The sequence below is a fragment of the Flavobacterium pectinovorum genome (genome assembly GCF_900142715.1).
Lineage (GTDB): Bacteria > Bacteroidota > Bacteroidia > Flavobacteriales > Flavobacteriaceae > Flavobacterium > Flavobacterium pectinovorum.
Genome location: NZ_FRBX01000001.1, coordinates 1,388,925 through 1,404,142 on the forward strand (window position 1 = coordinate 1,388,925; position 15,218 = coordinate 1,404,142).

General features: G+C 31.4%; 14 protein-coding genes. 5 read left to right on the top strand and 9 right to left on the bottom strand.

What is annotated here, in order from left to right; genetic code table 11:
- Nucleotides 1–34 precede the first annotated feature (34 nt).
- On the bottom strand, nt 35–1,054 hold the full coding sequence (locus tag BUE22_RS05990) for a glycosyltransferase family 2 protein (protein WP_073394147.1): 1,020 nt from the start codon (nt 1,052–1,054) through the stop codon (nt 35–37).
- A gap of 16 nt (nt 1,055–1,070) precedes the next feature.
- On the bottom strand, nt 1,071–1,523 hold the full coding sequence (locus BUE22_RS05995) for a type I restriction enzyme HsdR N-terminal domain-containing protein (RefSeq protein ID WP_073394148.1): 453 nt from the start codon (nt 1,521–1,523) through the stop codon (nt 1,071–1,073).
- An 80-nt stretch (nt 1,524–1,603) separates the two neighbouring features.
- On the opposite strand from BUE22_RS05995, the gene holA reads away from it, so the two are divergent.
- The 3 genes from holA (at nt 1,604) to ettA (ending at nt 4,625) form a co-directional block, all read left to right on the top strand.
- Nucleotides 1,604–2,608 (top strand): DNA polymerase III subunit delta, encoded by a 1,005-nt coding sequence (holA, locus tag BUE22_RS06000; RefSeq protein WP_073394149.1) that lies wholly within the window; start codon nt 1,604–1,606, stop codon nt 2,606–2,608.
- 67 nt (nt 2,609–2,675) lie between these two features.
- On the top strand, nt 2,676–2,858 hold the full coding sequence (locus tag BUE22_RS06005; RefSeq protein WP_035666747.1) for a CAL67264 family membrane protein: 183 nt from the start codon (nt 2,676–2,678) through the stop codon (nt 2,856–2,858).
- A 75-nt stretch (nt 2,859–2,933) separates the two neighbouring features.
- Nucleotides 2,934–4,625: an energy-dependent translational throttle protein EttA gene (ettA, locus tag BUE22_RS06010; protein WP_042567052.1), complete on the top strand. Its 1,692-nt coding sequence runs from the start codon at nt 2,934–2,936 to the stop codon at nt 4,623–4,625.
- 415 nt (nt 4,626–5,040) lie between these two features.
- On the opposite strand, the gene BUE22_RS06015 is transcribed toward ettA, so the two are convergent.
- On the bottom strand, nt 5,041–5,454 hold the full coding sequence (locus BUE22_RS06015; RefSeq protein WP_073394150.1) for a thiol-disulfide oxidoreductase DCC family protein: 414 nt from the start codon (nt 5,452–5,454) through the stop codon (nt 5,041–5,043).
- Between the two features lie 297 nt (nt 5,455–5,751).
- The gene (locus BUE22_RS06020) at nt 5,752–7,917 is read right to left on the bottom strand and encodes an endonuclease MutS2 (RefSeq protein ID WP_073394151.1); all 2,166 of its coding nucleotides are present in this window, start codon (nt 7,915–7,917) and stop codon (nt 5,752–5,754) included.
- 135 nt (nt 7,918–8,052) lie between these two features.
- Between BUE22_RS06020 and BUE22_RS06025 the strand changes: the two genes are divergently transcribed.
- Both BUE22_RS06025 and BUE22_RS06030 read left to right on the top strand, forming a co-directional pair.
- The gene (locus BUE22_RS06025; protein ID WP_073394152.1) at nt 8,053–8,718 is read left to right on the top strand and encodes a uracil-DNA glycosylase; all 666 of its coding nucleotides are present in this window, start codon (nt 8,053–8,055) and stop codon (nt 8,716–8,718) included.
- A gap of 283 nt (nt 8,719–9,001) precedes the next feature.
- Nucleotides 9,002–10,708: a CotH kinase family protein gene (locus BUE22_RS06030; RefSeq protein ID WP_124020537.1), complete on the top strand. Its 1,707-nt coding sequence runs from the start codon at nt 9,002–9,004 to the stop codon at nt 10,706–10,708.
- 39 nt (nt 10,709–10,747) lie between these two features.
- On the opposite strand, the gene BUE22_RS06035 is transcribed toward BUE22_RS06030, so the two are convergent.
- The 5 genes from BUE22_RS06035 to porX form a co-directional block, all read right to left on the bottom strand.
- Nucleotides 10,748–11,122: a DUF4258 domain-containing protein gene (locus BUE22_RS06035; protein ID WP_073394154.1), complete on the bottom strand. Its 375-nt coding sequence runs from the start codon at nt 11,120–11,122 to the stop codon at nt 10,748–10,750.
- Nucleotides 11,123–11,158: 36 nt separating this feature from the next.
- A complete protein-coding gene (locus tag BUE22_RS06040; RefSeq protein WP_042567047.1) occupies nt 11,159–12,358 on the bottom strand; it encodes an alanine dehydrogenase in 1,200 nt (399 codons plus the stop codon).
- A gap of 84 nt (nt 12,359–12,442) precedes the next feature.
- On the bottom strand, nt 12,443–12,916 hold the full coding sequence (locus BUE22_RS06045; RefSeq protein ID WP_073394155.1) for a GNAT family N-acetyltransferase: 474 nt from the start codon (nt 12,914–12,916) through the stop codon (nt 12,443–12,445).
- Nucleotides 12,917–13,029: 113 nt separating this feature from the next.
- Nucleotides 13,030–13,437 (bottom strand): tRNA (adenosine(37)-N6)-threonylcarbamoyltransferase complex ATPase subunit type 1 TsaE, encoded by a 408-nt coding sequence (gene tsaE / locus BUE22_RS06050; protein WP_073394289.1) that lies wholly within the window; start codon nt 13,435–13,437, stop codon nt 13,030–13,032.
- A 109-nt stretch (nt 13,438–13,546) separates the two neighbouring features.
- The gene (porX, locus tag BUE22_RS06055; RefSeq protein ID WP_073394156.1) at nt 13,547–15,100 is read right to left on the bottom strand and encodes a T9SS response regulator signal transducer PorX; all 1,554 of its coding nucleotides are present in this window, start codon (nt 15,098–15,100) and stop codon (nt 13,547–13,549) included.
- Nucleotides 15,101–15,218: the final 118 nt, after the last annotated feature.

Here is a 15,218-nt window from a genome sequence, read left to right on the forward strand (position 1 = left end):
AGGTATTATATTTAATTAAACGTTGATTACAAATTTAGTTTTTAATATTTTGATTACTGTTAAAGATTTCCTTAAATACAGTCAATTTCTTAATGTAATACAAGTAAACGATACTTTTTACGGTATAGTATTGCTGTATCTGAAAATCTTTTCGCTCGCGTAAATATTTTAAAGATATACAATAAAATGAAAAATGCGCTTTTAAAATAGCAAAAGTATGTTTAAATTTTCCTTGCGTAAGAAAACGGATGCCAGCAATACCATCCAAAATCATTCGGAAGAAAATTACAAAAAATAAACCTTTTTTAGGTAAATTTTTGACTAACATCAATAATGAATTTCTGAAATTCAAAAATGTTTTTTTAGGATTCCCTTGTTGTAGTGTTGCGCCTCCAACATGATAAACAACAGATTGTGAATTGTATTTGATTATATGGCCTTCATTTGCAGCACGCCAGCATAAATCAATTTCTTCCTGATGTGCAAAAAAAGTTTCATCAAATCCTTTTAATTCGTCATAGACCTCTTTTCGAATAAAAAAACAAGCCCCGGATGCCCAGAATAACTCGCAATTATCATCGTATTGACCGTTGTCTTTCTCTAGTGTATCAAAAATTCTTCCGCGACAAAATGGAAAACCATATTTGTCTATAAAACCACCTGCTGCACCGGCATATTCAAAATATTCCTTGTTTTTAAAATCCAGGATTTTAGGCTGAATGATTGCGGTTTGTTTTTCAGAATCAAAGGTATCAATAATAGGTTTTAGCCAATTTTCTGTTACTTCAATATCAGAATTAACTAAGGCATAAATTTCTGCATTTACCTCTTTCAGGGCATCATTGTAGCCTTTTGCAAAACCGTGATTACCGCTATTTTTTATGATTTTTATTGTTGGAAAATTTTGCCTGACAAAATCTATCGAATTATCTGTAGAAGCATTATCTGCAACATATATAGTGGCTTCCTCTGAAAATTGAATTATTGAAGGTAAAAATTGTTCCAACAATTTTACTCCGTTCCAATTTAAAATGACAACAGCTATTTTATCCAAAAGTATTTTTTATTATTTAGTAAATTTCTTTATAATCCGGTAAAGATTTTAAAAACTCATATTTTTCGTTTTCAAAATCCATCTGACAGTAATAATGAGTCAGACCATTTGTGACTTTCAAAAATCGTGCCTGCATTGTCATATTATAACGGGCAATTTGATCAAAAGTTGCTTGTGATATTTTTACCTCTGGAGCTTTGCACTCTACCAATATATGTATAGAACCATCAGAATTAAAAACTACAATATCATATCTTTTTCGTAATCCGTTTATTGTCAAAACTTTCTCTACGTTTATGAGTGATTTTGGGTATTTTTTTTCATTCATTAAATAATGAACAACATGTTGGCGAACCCATTCTTCTGGAGTAAGAATGATAAATTTTTTCCTGATTTCATCAAAAATAGACACTTTATTTTCGCTATTTTTGAATCGGAAAGTATATGAAGGAAAATTTAGCTTTAACATAAAGCAAAAATATAAAATAAGTTTAAAGATTATGGTTTTCAATCTGAAATCTGAAGTCTAAAATCTGCAATCAAAATTAAATGGACGAAGTTGTAAAAATTGTTAATGATATAAAAGCAGGAAATATAAAACCAATTTATTTTTTAATGGGCGAGGAGCCTTATTATATCGATAAATTATCTGAATATATTGAACAAAATATACTTTCTGAAGAAGAAAAAGGATTCAATCAGACTGTTTTATACGGAAGAGATGTTTCTGTGGAGGATATAGTTTCAACGGCCAAGCGCTATCCTATGATGGCTGATCGTCAAGTTGTTATCGTGAAAGAAGCACAAGATTTATCCAGAACAATTGATAAAATCGAATCGTATGTAAATAACCCAATGGAAACAACTGTTTTGGTTTTTTGCTACAAATATAAAACGCTTGACAAACGTAAAAAAGTCACTAAATTATTAGCGCAAAACGGAATTGTTTACGAAAGTAAAAAATTGTACGAAAACCAGGTTGGTGATTGGATTAAACGTGTTTTAGCTGGAAAAAAATACACAATTGACCCAAAAGCAAACGCCATGCTGGTGGAATTCCTGGGTACTGATTTGAGTAAAATCAACAATGAACTGGAGAAACTTCAAATCATTTTGCCACAAGGAACGATGATTACACCGCAGCATATTGAGGAAAATATTGGTTTTAGTAAAGATTACAATGTTTTTGAACTTAGAAAAGCAATTGGCGAACGTAATCAATTGAAAGCCTATAAAATTGCAGAAAATTTTGCCCATAATCCAAAAGAATATCCTTTGGTAATGACAACCGGACTGGTTTTTGGATTTTTTGTTCAGCTTTTAAAATACCACGGACTTAAAGATAAAAATCCTAAAAACGTAGCGGCGGCAATTGGCGTAAATCCTTATTTTTTAAAGGAATATGATTTGGCAATTAAAAATTATCCGATGCGAAAAGTGAGTCAGATTGTTGGGGCTTTGCGTGATGTAGATGTTAAAAGTAAGGGAGTAGGAGCAAATGCTTTACCACAATCAGATTTACTAAAAGAAATGCTTTACAAAATATTTAATTAAGCCGTTAAAATTCACGATATTTGCCTTTCTAAAAATTTTACTACTTAAAAATAATAATTACACAATTATGGGAATGAATAAAAATACCGTTTTAGGATGGGCTACTTTTATAATGATACTTATGGGATTGTTGCTTATAGGTCTTGGCGCTTTTAGATACAGAGATGTTTCAGGCTGGGGGTTTGTAGCAGTAGGTGTTGGCTTTTTTGCTAATGCCTGGGTTTTTAATGCATTAAAAGGTAGAGTCTAAAAAAAACATTAATTGCAAAAATCAATTGCAATATACAATCAATAGAAAATAATTAATTAAAATAAAAACAAACAAATGTCAGACGATAAGAAAGTAATTTTCTCAATGCAGAAATTGAGTAAGACCTATCAGGGAGCAGACAAACCAGTACTTAAAAATATTTACCTGAGTTTCTTTTATGGTGCTAAAATTGGTATTTTAGGACTTAATGGTTCAGGAAAATCTTCTTTATTAAAAATTATTGCAGGAGTTGATAAAAACTATCAGGGAGATGTTGTTTTTCAACCTGGTTATACTGTAGGTTATTTAGAACAAGAGCCAATTCTTGATGACTCTAAAACAGTTATCGAAATTGTTCGTGAAGGAGCTGCTGAAACTATGGCAGTTTTAGAAGAATACAATCAAATTAACGATTTATTTGGTCTTGAAGAAAACTATTCCGATCCTGATAAAATGGATAAGTTGATGGATCGTCAGGCTGCTTTGCAAGATAAAATTGATGCTCTTGGTGCCTGGGAAATCGATACAAAATTAGAAATCGCAATGGATGCATTGCGTACACCAGAAGGTGATACACCAATTAAAAACCTTTCAGGAGGTGAGCGTCGTCGTGTAGCTTTATGTCGTTTGTTGTTGCAACAGCCAGATGTATTACTTCTTGATGAGCCTACCAACCACCTTGATGCTGAGTCTGTTCTATGGTTAGAGCAACATTTGGCACAATATGCAGGAACTGTAATTGCGGTAACGCACGATAGATATTTCCTAGATAATGTTGCTGGTTGGATTTTAGAACTAGATAGAGGAGAAGGTATTCCGTGGAAAGGAAATTATTCTTCCTGGTTAGACCAAAAATCAAGCCGTATGGCACAAGAAGAAAAAGTAGCTTCTAAACGTAGAAAAACGTTGGAACGCGAGTTGGACTGGGTTCGTCAGGGAGCAAAAGGTCGTCAGACAAAGCAAAAAGCACGTTTACAGAATTACGACAAATTATTAAACGAAGACCAAAAACAACTGGATGAAAACTTGGAAATCTATATTCCAAATGGTCCACGTTTAGGTACGAATGTTATTGAAGCAAAAAATGTAGCCAAAGCTTTTGGAGATAAATTATTATATGATAATTTAAATTTCACTTTGCCACAAGCCGGAATTGTTGGAATTATCGGACCGAACGGTGCTGGTAAATCGACCATTTTTAAAATGATTATGGGTGAACAAAAAACGGATAGCGGAGAATTTTCTGTTGGAGAAACGGTTAAAATCGCTTATGTAGATCAGTCGCACTCTAATATTGATCCGAATAAATCAATCTGGGAAAACTTCGCCGATGGTCAGGAATTGATTATGATGGGTGGAAAACAAGTAAACTCAAGAGCTTATTTATCTCGTTTTAACTTTGGTGGAGGCGAGCAAAACAAAAAAGTTTCAATGCTTTCAGGTGGTGAGCGTAACCGTTTGCACCTTGCAATGACTTTGAAAGAAGAAGGAAACGTACTTTTATTAGATGAGCCTACAAATGATTTAGATGTAAATACACTTCGTGCCCTTGAAGAAGGTTTGGAGAATTTTGCTGGATGTGCTGTAATTATTTCGCACGACAGATGGTTCTTAGACAGAATTTGTACGCACATTCTAGCTTTCGAAGGAGATTCTGAAGTTTATTATTTCGAAGGAGGTTTCTCTGAATATGAAGAAAATAAAAAGAAACGTTTAGGTGGTGATTTAACTCCAAAACGTTTGAAATACAGAAAGTTGATTAGGTAGTTTCTGATGAATTTTTAAATTAAAAATCCCAAATTCCAATTTAAAACTGGAGTTTGGGATTTTTTATTGGAAAATTTCACCCAAATGACACTCTTAGCGAAGTCGAAGAGTAAGGAGCTATTTCCTGCTATCCGCTTGTATCTTTTATTTTTTCTAAAGAAAAAAAATAAAAGGATACCGCTTCTATCAGGGCTAGGGCACTAGGTTTCATAAGAATTTTTTCTATCAATCGTATTCTATGTCAGACTGAGCGAAGTCGAAGTCCGCAAAGAAATAATGTAAAGTATGTATTAAGATTGTAGAGCTACTTACGAAGATAAGATCCCTCGTTCCTCGGGATGACATAAAATGAGAATAAATAATAAATAAAATCTGTGTAAATCGGCTTTATCCGTAAAAATCCGTGGGCTGATTTTTATAAAAACTTCGCCTTCAATTCCGGGGTAGGAATCATGCAGCTTTCTTTTTTGCCATACCACTTGTAACGGTTTTTAGCAATGTAATCGTAAATATAGTTTCGAATTTTTTCCGGGAATATTTTTAAAACAGAAATCAAACTATAAATTCCGCCAAGTTCTTCCGCAATTTCAATAGCCGCCGTTGATTTATAATAATAAGCAACACCAGGATTGTATAAAATGATACTATCAATCTTATTTTGGTCAACACCAATATATTTACAAATCTCAATTCCCAATTCTGATTGCAATGCTACAAAACGAAAAATATCTTTTTTATCATGTTTGATGATAAACTGAACTGAACTGTTGCATAAATTGCAAACACCATCGAAGAGGATTATTTTTTTGTTTTCTGGAAGATTTTGCATTTTGTATATTTTAGGTAAATCTTTGTCAAAGCTTAAAACTTTGACAAAGCTGGATACGTTTTGTCATTTCTGAGAAGATTGTGTTTTTTTAATGTATCGATTAATTCTATTAAAACTAAAATTATTATAAATTCTACAAATCAAAAAACGCATCCATAAACTGTTTATAATTAATTTTATAAAAAATTACATCTTCCAAATCGTATTTTTTAAAATCAGTTCTTAAATCGTCTTATTTTGATTTTTGAGTAAGATTTGACATTTCAACGCTGAAAACTCCGATAGAAAACTGAAAACTTATTTCTTCCCGGCTTCTACAAATTCCAATTCATCCAGACTCACTTTCGAAGTAAAAATTCCGTAATTGACTGTAGCTTTATTTTTTTCGATTGAATCAATACTTCCAACAGATCTTCCATCAAGCATTCTTACTCTGTCACCAACTTTTAAAATTGGTTTTGGTTTTTCGATAACAGGTTTAAGTTTCTTTTCTTTTTTCTCTTTTCTGATTTCTTCAACTTGAACTGAAACTTCGGCAATAACTTCTTTTTTCTTTTCGATTATAGCTTTGGCTTCTTTTGGAGTAGCTTTTTTACGTTTTGAATTTTCAATTTCTATGATTTTCAAAAATTCTCCAATAAGTTCTTTTTTGTTTTTATTATTGAAATATTTTTCTGAAATGTCTTCGATTTTCTGACCAATGTAAATTGTCTTTTGGTTGCTGTCATATAATTCCTGATAGCTTTCCAGTTTCTGTTTGATTTTTACATTGATGTTCTCCATCTTTTTACTTTCCTCACGAGCTCTTGTTTCTTCTTCTTTAAGATTTATAGAAGTTTTTTCCAATTTAGATCGCTCTTTTTGAAGTGTTGCAATGGTTTTATCAAAACGAACTTTTCCAACTTCGATTTTCTTTTTGGCACGATTTATTAATCCAAACGGAATTCCATTTTTCAAGGCAACTTCAAAAGTAAACGAGCTTCCGGCCTGACCTAAAGCTAGTTTATACATTGGCTCAAGTGATTTTTCATCGAACATCATATTCGCATTTGTAGCAAAAGGCAATTCGTTTGCAAGGATTTTCAAGTTTGAATAATGCGTTGTGATAATTCCGAAAGCTTCACGATGATAAAATTCTTCTAAGAAAATTTCAGCCAGAGCACCACCCAATTCAGGATCAGAACCCGTACCAAATTCATCAATTAAAAACATGGTTTTTTTATTGCATTTCTTAAGGAAATAATTCATGTTTTTTAATCGGTAGCTATAGGTACTCAGGTGATTTTCAATAGATTGATTATCTCCAATATCCGTTAAAATTCTATCAAATAAGAAAGTTTCACTTCTTTCATGAACCGGAATCAACATTCCTGATTGTAACATCAATTGTAATAAGCCAACGGTTTTAAGCGAAATTGTTTTTCCTCCCGCATTAGGTCCCGAAATTACAATAATTCGGTTATCTTGTTTTAATTCAATTGTTTGCGGATGCGTAACTTCATTTTTTTGTTTGTTATTCAGATATAAAATCGGATGATATGCTTCTCTGAAAAACAATCTTCTTTCTTCAGTAATAGTTGGTAAAATTCCGTTGATTCTGTTAGCATATTTTGCCTTTCCTGCAACAACATCAATATCGCTTAGAAACTCCTGATATTCAATTAATATTGGTAAAAACGGTCGAATTTGATTTGATAATTGCTTTAAAATTCGGGTAATTTCTTCTTTTTCTTCGTATTCAAGATTCGCTAATTCTCTGGAATATTGCAAAGTAGCTTCTGGTTCGATGTAAGCAATGCTTCCTGTTTTAGAACTTCCTAAAATCGAACCTTTTACTTTACGGCGATACATGGCTAAAACGGCTAAAACACGACGGTTTTGAACAAAACTTTCTTTGATATCATCTAAATAACCAAGACTATTGTTATGAGAAAGAGCAACTCCAAAACTTTGGTTTACTTTACCGCGAACGATATTCATATTTTGGCGAATACTCAAAAGAGCAGGTGAGGCATTGTCTTTTATTTCACCATATTTGTCTACAATCGCATCAATGAGAGTAACAATATCTTTGGTATATTCAACTCTTGAAGCTCTTGCATTTAAATTGGGATAATAATCGTCGAATTTTTTAAGGAAATTCAATAAGAAATTTGCTGTTGATGAAAGCGTTGCAATTTTTCTAAAACTTCCAACTTCAAGGAAACTATCTTCAATTGCCAGAAATTTTATTTCATGTGTAATGGCATCAAATCCGTGATTCGGAATTGCGTTATTATTTTCAAAAGACGAAACATATTCTGATGTCTGCATTAAAGCCTGCATCAATGTTTCTTTATCTCTAAATGGTGTTATTTGTAAAGCTTTTTCTTTTCCAATATCGGTATTACAGCCTGCAGAAATGGTTTCGAGAACTGTTGGAAATTGTAAATCTTGTAATGTTTTTTCGGTAATACTAATCATTTAATTCCTTTAATAAAGTACGTACAAAAGTACGAAAATAGTATGATTGAATTCGACAAACTTATTGCCTAAATTTTATGGCTTTGTAAATATGATTTTACTTAAAAATTTCTGAAATTCGCAATAAAAATTATCATGGACATAAAAATGCATTCTTCGTGGAAACCAGTTTTAAATGAAGAATTTGAAAAACCATATTTCAAAGAATTAATTGATTTTGTGAAATCTGAATATACAACCAAGGTCTGTTATCCAAAAGGCGGTCAAATTTTTTCAGCTTTTGATCATTGTCATTTTGATCAGGTAAAAGTTGTTATCATTGGTCAGGATCCATATCATGGACCTAATCAGGCAAATGGACTATGTTTTTCGGTTAATGACGGAATTCCGTTTCCTCCATCTCTTCAGAATATCTTTAAAGAAATCGAAACTGATTTAAATAAGCCAATGCCTAAAACAGGTAATCTGGTGCGTTGGGCAGATCAGGGAGTTTTTCTCTTAAATGCTACTTTAACAGTTCGCCAATCTGAAGCTGGAAGCCATCAGGGAAAAGGTTGGGAGAAATTTACAGATGCTGTTATTAAACAAATTTCTGCAGAAAGCGAAAATGTTGTTTTTTTACTTTGGGGAGGCTTTGCTCAAAAGAAAGCGGCATTAATTGATGCTTCAAAACATCATATTTTAAAGTCAGGGCATCCATCACCTTTAAGTGCAAATAGAGGATTTTGGTTTGGGAATAAACATTTTAGCCTGACAAATGAGTTTCTGAAATCGAAGGAAATGAAAGAAATTGAGTGGTAAGAGGCGTAGATGTTAATTGGTTTTTATGCTTATTTTAATTATCTTTTTTATTCTTGATATTTATAATATTTATTTAATCAGAAAAAAGCTTTTAAATTAATTTTTTAAAAGTTTTTTTTTAAAATTATATTTTATAATACAAAGTGTTGATATTTATATAATTGTGTCTTAAAAAGGTTTTTTTTAGGAGTAAAAATATCTTTAAAGGTAAAGCATTTTTTTTGTGTAAACTAGGATTTGTTATGGTTAAGACTATTTTTGCATTTTTGATAAAATGCCACCTATGAAACAAAAACTACTTTTAATTTTTCTTTTTTTTTCTTTTTATATTTCTTATGCACAAGAAATAATTATTATTCCTTCTAATCAATATAATATTGATATTAACAAGTCACTCATTGTAACCAATCTGGACGTAAATTATGTTAACAGTACGTGGGAAGGTGAAAAATCTTCTATAACATTGGATGTTAGTTATAATTTTGAAATTCCTGTTAGTGTAATTAAGTTAGGAACTCCATATAGTTTAATTAATCCAAGCGATAGCAAAAAATACATTCTTTATTTTACTGCATTACCTTTAATTACAATTACTGCAAATAATGCAATCATTGATGAGTCTAATGTTTTGGCTGATTTCAGATTAATTGAGAGCGATCAAAAAAATATTAACTCGTACGTTGGTATCCAATATAGAGGAGGTTATTCGCAATTCTTTGATAAGAAATCTATGGAAGTTAAATTTTTGAATGACCCACAAGGATTAGAAAGTCATGATGAAAGCTTATTAGGAATGCATTCTGATGATGGTTGGAATTTACAAGCAATGTATAATGAACCACTTAGGTTTCATAGTAAGACTAATAATGATTTATGGAAATTAATACATAAACCATATTATATTAATTCTGAGCCAGAAGCAGTAAGTGGTATTGAAATGAAATATGTTGAATTATTTTTAAATGGTGAATATAGAGGTGTATATTGTGTTGGTGAAAAGGTCAATAGAAAACTTTTAAAGTTAAAAAAACACAATGGAAATATTAGAGGTGAATTATATAAGGAAGTAGATTGGGCAACAAATACAACATTCGCCGGTATTTATGAATATGATAATAATAATTTATTATGGGGAGGTTTTGAATATAAATACCCAAATGAAGTAATAGATTGGAAAAATTTATATGATTTTATTTATTTTGTTATTAATGAGGAAGATAATAGTTTTTATAGTCAATATAAAAATAAAGTGCAAATTGATAATGCTGTAGATTACTTTATCTTTCTTAATTTGCTTAGGGCAACTGATAATGGTGGAAAAAATACATACTTAGCTAAATATGATTCAAATAAGCCTTTCTTCTTTATCCCGTGGGATTTAGATGGTACTTTAGGAAGAATATTTAATGGAGAAAAAGGAAATGTTACAAATGATTTGATTTCAAATGGTTTATACAATCGTCTTTTAAATGATTGTTCGACAGGTGGTTTTCGTGAAAAGCTAAATTTAAGATGGCAGGAGTTAAGAAGTACATTAATTACTCATGATAAGTTAATGGATATGCTTACAAGTAATTATAATACACTGAAAGAAAATGGAGTTTATGAAAGAGAACATTTAGCCTGGCCAGATTATAATGCTGACGAAGGTGAAATAGAATATATTTCAACCTGGTTAACTAATAGATTGGCTTATTTAGATATTAAATTTTCTGAAAATTGTAATACTTTGGATGTTGCAAATTTTGAAAAAGCTCTTAAAACGATAGTTTATCCAAATCCAACATCAGATATTATTAATATTACTTTAACTGATGTTGGTAAACATACTATATTTATGTATGACAGTAATGGGAAATTATTATTGAATAAGAATTCTGAAGGATATGATAATCAAATTTCTATAAAAGATTTTGGTAAAGGAATTTATTACATTAAAATTATAGATTCAGAGAATAAAGTTGATGTAAGAAGTATTATTAAAAAATAAAAAAAGAAAGCCAGTTATATATTAACTGGCTTTCTTTTTTTATTTTTTAATAATCTCATCTAAAACAGCTTTGTTTTCATAGTTAATTACTTTTAAAATAATTTCTTGATTCTTAACTGTTTTTCCTTCTATAATGTAAAGTTTTCCTTTTTTTAGTGGCACATTACTTTGGTCAAAATCAACATCTCCGTAAGTCAATGTATTTTTTACATCTGCAGTATCAACCCATTTTTCGTTTAAAGTTTGAATTGCTTTATCAGAATATTGAAAAGGTTTGGTTCTTAAATTGTTTAAAACTCGGGCATTTGGAAAATAATTGCAACGGGTATCTTTTCCGCTAAAGACAAGGGCTACAAAAAAGCATCCCATAATAAGACCAATTAAATAATAAGCAAAACGATGTACGAACTTCATGAGTAAATTTTTTGGCAAAGGTACATTAAAGTTCTTTTAAAATACAAGTAAATTAATATCGTTATCCGGTAAATCAAACCATTCGCCAATTGCTTTATTTGTTAGGATTCCGTGATATAAGTAAACCCCGTTTTTAAGTCCTTTATTGCATCTGATCGAACTTTCTAAACCGCCTTCTTCGGCAATTTGAAGTAAGTAAGGAGTTAAGATGTTACTTATTGATAATGAAGCAGTTTTGGAATATCTTGACGGGATATTTGGTACGCAATAATGCAAAACATTACTCTTTATAAAAGTTGGTTTTTCGTGTGTAGTAACTTCCGAAGTTTCAAAACAGCCACCAGTATCAATACTAACGTCTACAATTACGGCACCTTTTTTCATGTGCTCTACCATTGTTTCTGTAACAATAATCGGGCAGCGCTCTTTACCACGCATCGCACCAATGGCAACATCGCAACGTCGTAAAGCTTTTAATAGTGCTTTTTGCTGAACTGTAGAAGTAAAAATTCTTTGATTCAAATTATTTTGTAAACGACGTAATTTTGTAATCGAATTATCAAAAACTTTTACGTTTGCACCAAGACCAATTGCTGTTTTTGCTGCAAATTCGCCCACGGTTCCGGCTCCTAAAATTACAACTTCGGTAGGAGGAACGCCGGTAATATTTCCGAATAAAAGCCCTTTTCCAAACTCATCTGTAATCATTAATTCTGATGCAATTAGGATAGAAGCTGTTCCTGCAATTTCGCTTAAAGATTTTACGGCCGGGTAAGAACCGTCTTCATCTTTGATATATTCAAATGCAAGTGCTGTTATCTTTTTCTGCGCTAACGCTTCAAAGTATTCTTTCTTTTTGGTTTTTAACTGAATAGCCGAAATTATAATCGTTTCGGGATTAATCATTTTGATTTCAGCCAAAGTAGGCGGCTCAACTTTAAGCAACATTGGACAGCCAAAAACTTTTTTAGTGTCTTTTGTTACTTCCGCGCCTGCGTCGCTATATTCTTTATCAGAATAACTTGAACTTTCTCCGGCTCCTGACTCGATCATAACGCGGTGTCCTTCGTATGTTAACGAATTTACTGCGTCTGGTGTCAGGCAAATACGACGTTCCTGATAACTAGTTTCCTTCGGTATTCCTATGAATAGTTCTCTTTTAAATCGGCCAACTTCAAGTTTTTCTTCTTGTGGCAACAATTGTTGTTTCGTAAATGGAGTTAAGGTTATTGACATGGGTTGTGCGAAAAATTAGAGGTACAAATTACGTAAAAAGTTTTAAAATTAGTGCAAATTTTCTGCTAATACTAAAAGCTAATATTAAGGAATTATTTTTTCCATTTTGATGTCGGCTCTTTCATAATTTACATTTCCTAAAGGAACTTCGACAAAGCCAAATTTTTCATAGAGATGAATCGCCGGAAGCAGGATTCTATTCGAATATAAATGCAGTTTTTTGATGTTATTTTCTTTTGCGACAGCTATAGAATGTACCAAAAGTTTATTTCCAATTCCCAGTCCTTGTGCTTTATCGGAAACAGCCATTTTGCTCAATTCGAAAGTTTTGTCATCAATTTTCATTAAAGAAACTGTTCCCAAAATTTCATCGTTATATTTGGCAAAAAAAATCATTCCGCCTTTATTTATAATTTCTTCCTGCGGATTTGAAAGTGTTAATACATCCTGATCTTCAACTCTAAAATATTTTTTTAGCCATTCAAAGTTTAAGATCTTGATGTGTTCTTTTAAATCTTCTGAAAAGGGAATTATTTCTACGGTATTTTGGATGTTCATTATATATGTGTGTTGTTTCACGGAGATTCGCTAAGATTTTGCAGAGGCACACAAAGTTTTTTTATTCTTTTACGTTTCTCTGTGTAACTTTGTGAAACTCTGTGAAATAATTTTTAAACCAATTCAAGTTTACGTTTTCCATCTTCAGATAACTCAATTGTAACCGTAGAATGTTCTTCAGGAATTAGATTTGCAATTTTTTCAGACCATTCAATAAAACACCAGTTTCCTGAATATAAGTAATCATCAACCCCCATATCAAGTGCTTCGGTTTCTTTGTTTAATCTGTAAAAATCAAAATGATACACTATATCATTGCTAACGGTATAGTATTCATTGACCAAAGAGAAAGTCGGGCTGCTTGTGGTATCTTCAACTCCTAAATTTTTGCATAATTGTTTGATGAGAGTAGTTTTTCCAACACCCATTTCTCCGTTAAAAAGAATGATTTTTTTAGGATTTTGAGCTAAAATCTGCTCTGCTACTTCTTGAATCTGATCTAATGAAAAAACGATATTCATTGCTTGTATTTGGTGTTTTTTTGCCACGAATTTCACTAATTTTCGCAAATTTTTCACATTGAAAGAAAAAAACAATTCGTGAAAATTAGTGAAATTCGTAGCTATATTTTTATTTTGGGTTGAATACCAAAAACGGAATAATCATTTCTTCTAACGAAATTCCGCCATGCTGATATGTGTTTTTATAATAACTTACATAATGATTATAGTTGTTTACATAGGCCAAAAACAAATCATTTTTGGCAAAAATAAACGAACTGCTCATATTTATTGCAGGCAAACCAATTTTTTTAGGTTCTTTGACTACATAAACATCTTTTTGCTCGTAAGTCAAACTACGTCCCGTTTTGTAACGCAAATTTAAACTTGTATTTTTATCTCCAACAACTTTTGAAGGGTTTTTTACATTGATCGTTCCATGATCTGTAGTCAGGATTAATTTGAATCCCAAAAGTTGAGCTTGTTGAATAATCTCTAATAACGGTGAGTTTTTAAACCAGCTCAATGTCAACGAGCGATAGGCTTTATCATCAGAAGCGAGCTCTTTTACAACATCCATTTCTGTTTTGGCGTGCGATAACATATCTACAAAATTGTAAACTACAGTTACCAAATCATTGCCTTTTAGGGCTTTAAAGTTTTCGGCTAATTTTTTACCACCAGCATAATTGGTGATCTTAAAATAATCTTCTTTTATATTTAAACCTAAACGTTTTAATTGTGCCGATAAAAATTCGGCTTCATAAAGGTTTTTTCCTCCGTCTTCAACATCATTTTTCCAATATTCAGGAAATTTTTTCTCCATTTCAACAGGCATTAAACCTGAGAAAATTGAGTTTCTGGCATACTGGGTATCGGTGGGAAGTATGGAGAAATAGGGAACTTCTTTTTCTAACTTGTAATAATTAGCAACTACGGTTTCAAAAGATTTCCATTGATCGTAACGCAAATTATCAATTACAACAAATAAAACAGGTCTGTCTTTCTTTTTAATTTCGGGAACAACCAGTTCTTTAAATAAGTTATCAGATTGAATTGGCCTGTCGGCTTTTGGTTCAAACCAATCTTCATAATTTCTTTCAATATATTTTCCGAATTGAGAATTGGCTTCAACTTTCTGTGATTCAAGGATTTCAATCATTCCCTGATCGTTAATGTTTTCAAGTTCTAATTCCCAAAAAATCAATTTTTTGTATAATTCTACCCAATCTTCATAAGAATTAACCATGGCCAATTCCATAGAAATTTTTCTAAATTCTTTTTGATAGTCTAAAGTAGTTTTCTCTGAAATTAATCTTGAATGGTCCAGATTTTTCTTTAAACTCAGTAAAATCTGATTTGGATTTACCGGTTTTATCAAATAATCAGCAATTTTAGAACCAATAGCTTCTTCCATTATATATTCTTCCTCACTCTTGGTGATCATAATCATTGGGATGGCTGACTTTTTTTCTTTCATTTCAGAAAGTGTTTCCAAGCCGCTCATTCCCGGCATATTTTCATCCAAAAAAACAATATCAAAATTGTCTTCTTCGAATAAAGCTATGGCATCCAGTCCGTTATTAGAAGTTGTTACCGTGTAGTTTTTCTTTTCCAGAAATAATATATGTGGTTTTAAAAGATCGATTTCGTCATCAACCCAAAGTATTTTAATCTTATCCATAAACAAATTAATTTTAATGCAATTTAAAGGTATAGAACTTAAAAAGTATTAAAAATAGTATAAAATTCAGAATAACAAATTCAGTTTTTTTTCAAAATTAATTTTAGATCTATTTTAA

What these genes read in the sequence shown, in the direction of transcription:
- BUE22_RS05995 (WP_073394148.1), bottom strand. Translation starts at nt 1,523, where the DNA reads ATGTTAAAGCTAAATTTTCCTTCATATACTTTCCGATTCAAAAATAGC.
- holA (WP_073394149.1), top strand. Translation starts at nt 1,604, where the DNA reads ATGGACGAAGTTGTAAAAATTGTTAATGATATAAAAGCAGGAAATATA.
- BUE22_RS06005 (WP_035666747.1), top strand. Translation starts at nt 2,676, where the DNA reads ATGGGAATGAATAAAAATACCGTTTTAGGATGGGCTACTTTTATAATG.
- ettA (WP_042567052.1), top strand. Translation starts at nt 2,934, where the DNA reads ATGTCAGACGATAAGAAAGTAATTTTCTCAATGCAGAAATTGAGTAAG.
- BUE22_RS06015 (WP_073394150.1), bottom strand. Translation starts at nt 5,454, where the DNA reads ATGCAAAATCTTCCAGAAAACAAAAAAATAATCCTCTTCGATGGTGTT.
- BUE22_RS06020 (WP_073394151.1), bottom strand. Translation starts at nt 7,917, where the DNA reads ATGATTAGTATTACCGAAAAAACATTACAAGATTTACAATTTCCAACA.
- BUE22_RS06025 (WP_073394152.1), top strand. Translation starts at nt 8,053, where the DNA reads ATGGACATAAAAATGCATTCTTCGTGGAAACCAGTTTTAAATGAAGAA.
- BUE22_RS06030 (WP_124020537.1), top strand. Translation starts at nt 9,002, where the DNA reads ATGAAACAAAAACTACTTTTAATTTTTCTTTTTTTTTCTTTTTATATT.
- BUE22_RS06035 (WP_073394154.1), bottom strand. Translation starts at nt 11,122, where the DNA reads ATGAAGTTCGTACATCGTTTTGCTTATTATTTAATTGGTCTTATTATG.
- BUE22_RS06040 (WP_042567047.1), bottom strand. Translation starts at nt 12,358, where the DNA reads ATGTCAATAACCTTAACTCCATTTACGAAACAACAATTGTTGCCACAA.
- BUE22_RS06045 (WP_073394155.1), bottom strand. Translation starts at nt 12,916, where the DNA reads ATGAACATCCAAAATACCGTAGAAATAATTCCCTTTTCAGAAGATTTA.
- tsaE (WP_073394289.1), bottom strand. Translation starts at nt 13,437, where the DNA reads ATGAATATCGTTTTTTCATTAGATCAGATTCAAGAAGTAGCAGAGCAG.
- porX (WP_073394156.1), bottom strand. Translation starts at nt 15,100, where the DNA reads ATGGATAAGATTAAAATACTTTGGGTTGATGACGAAATCGATCTTTTA.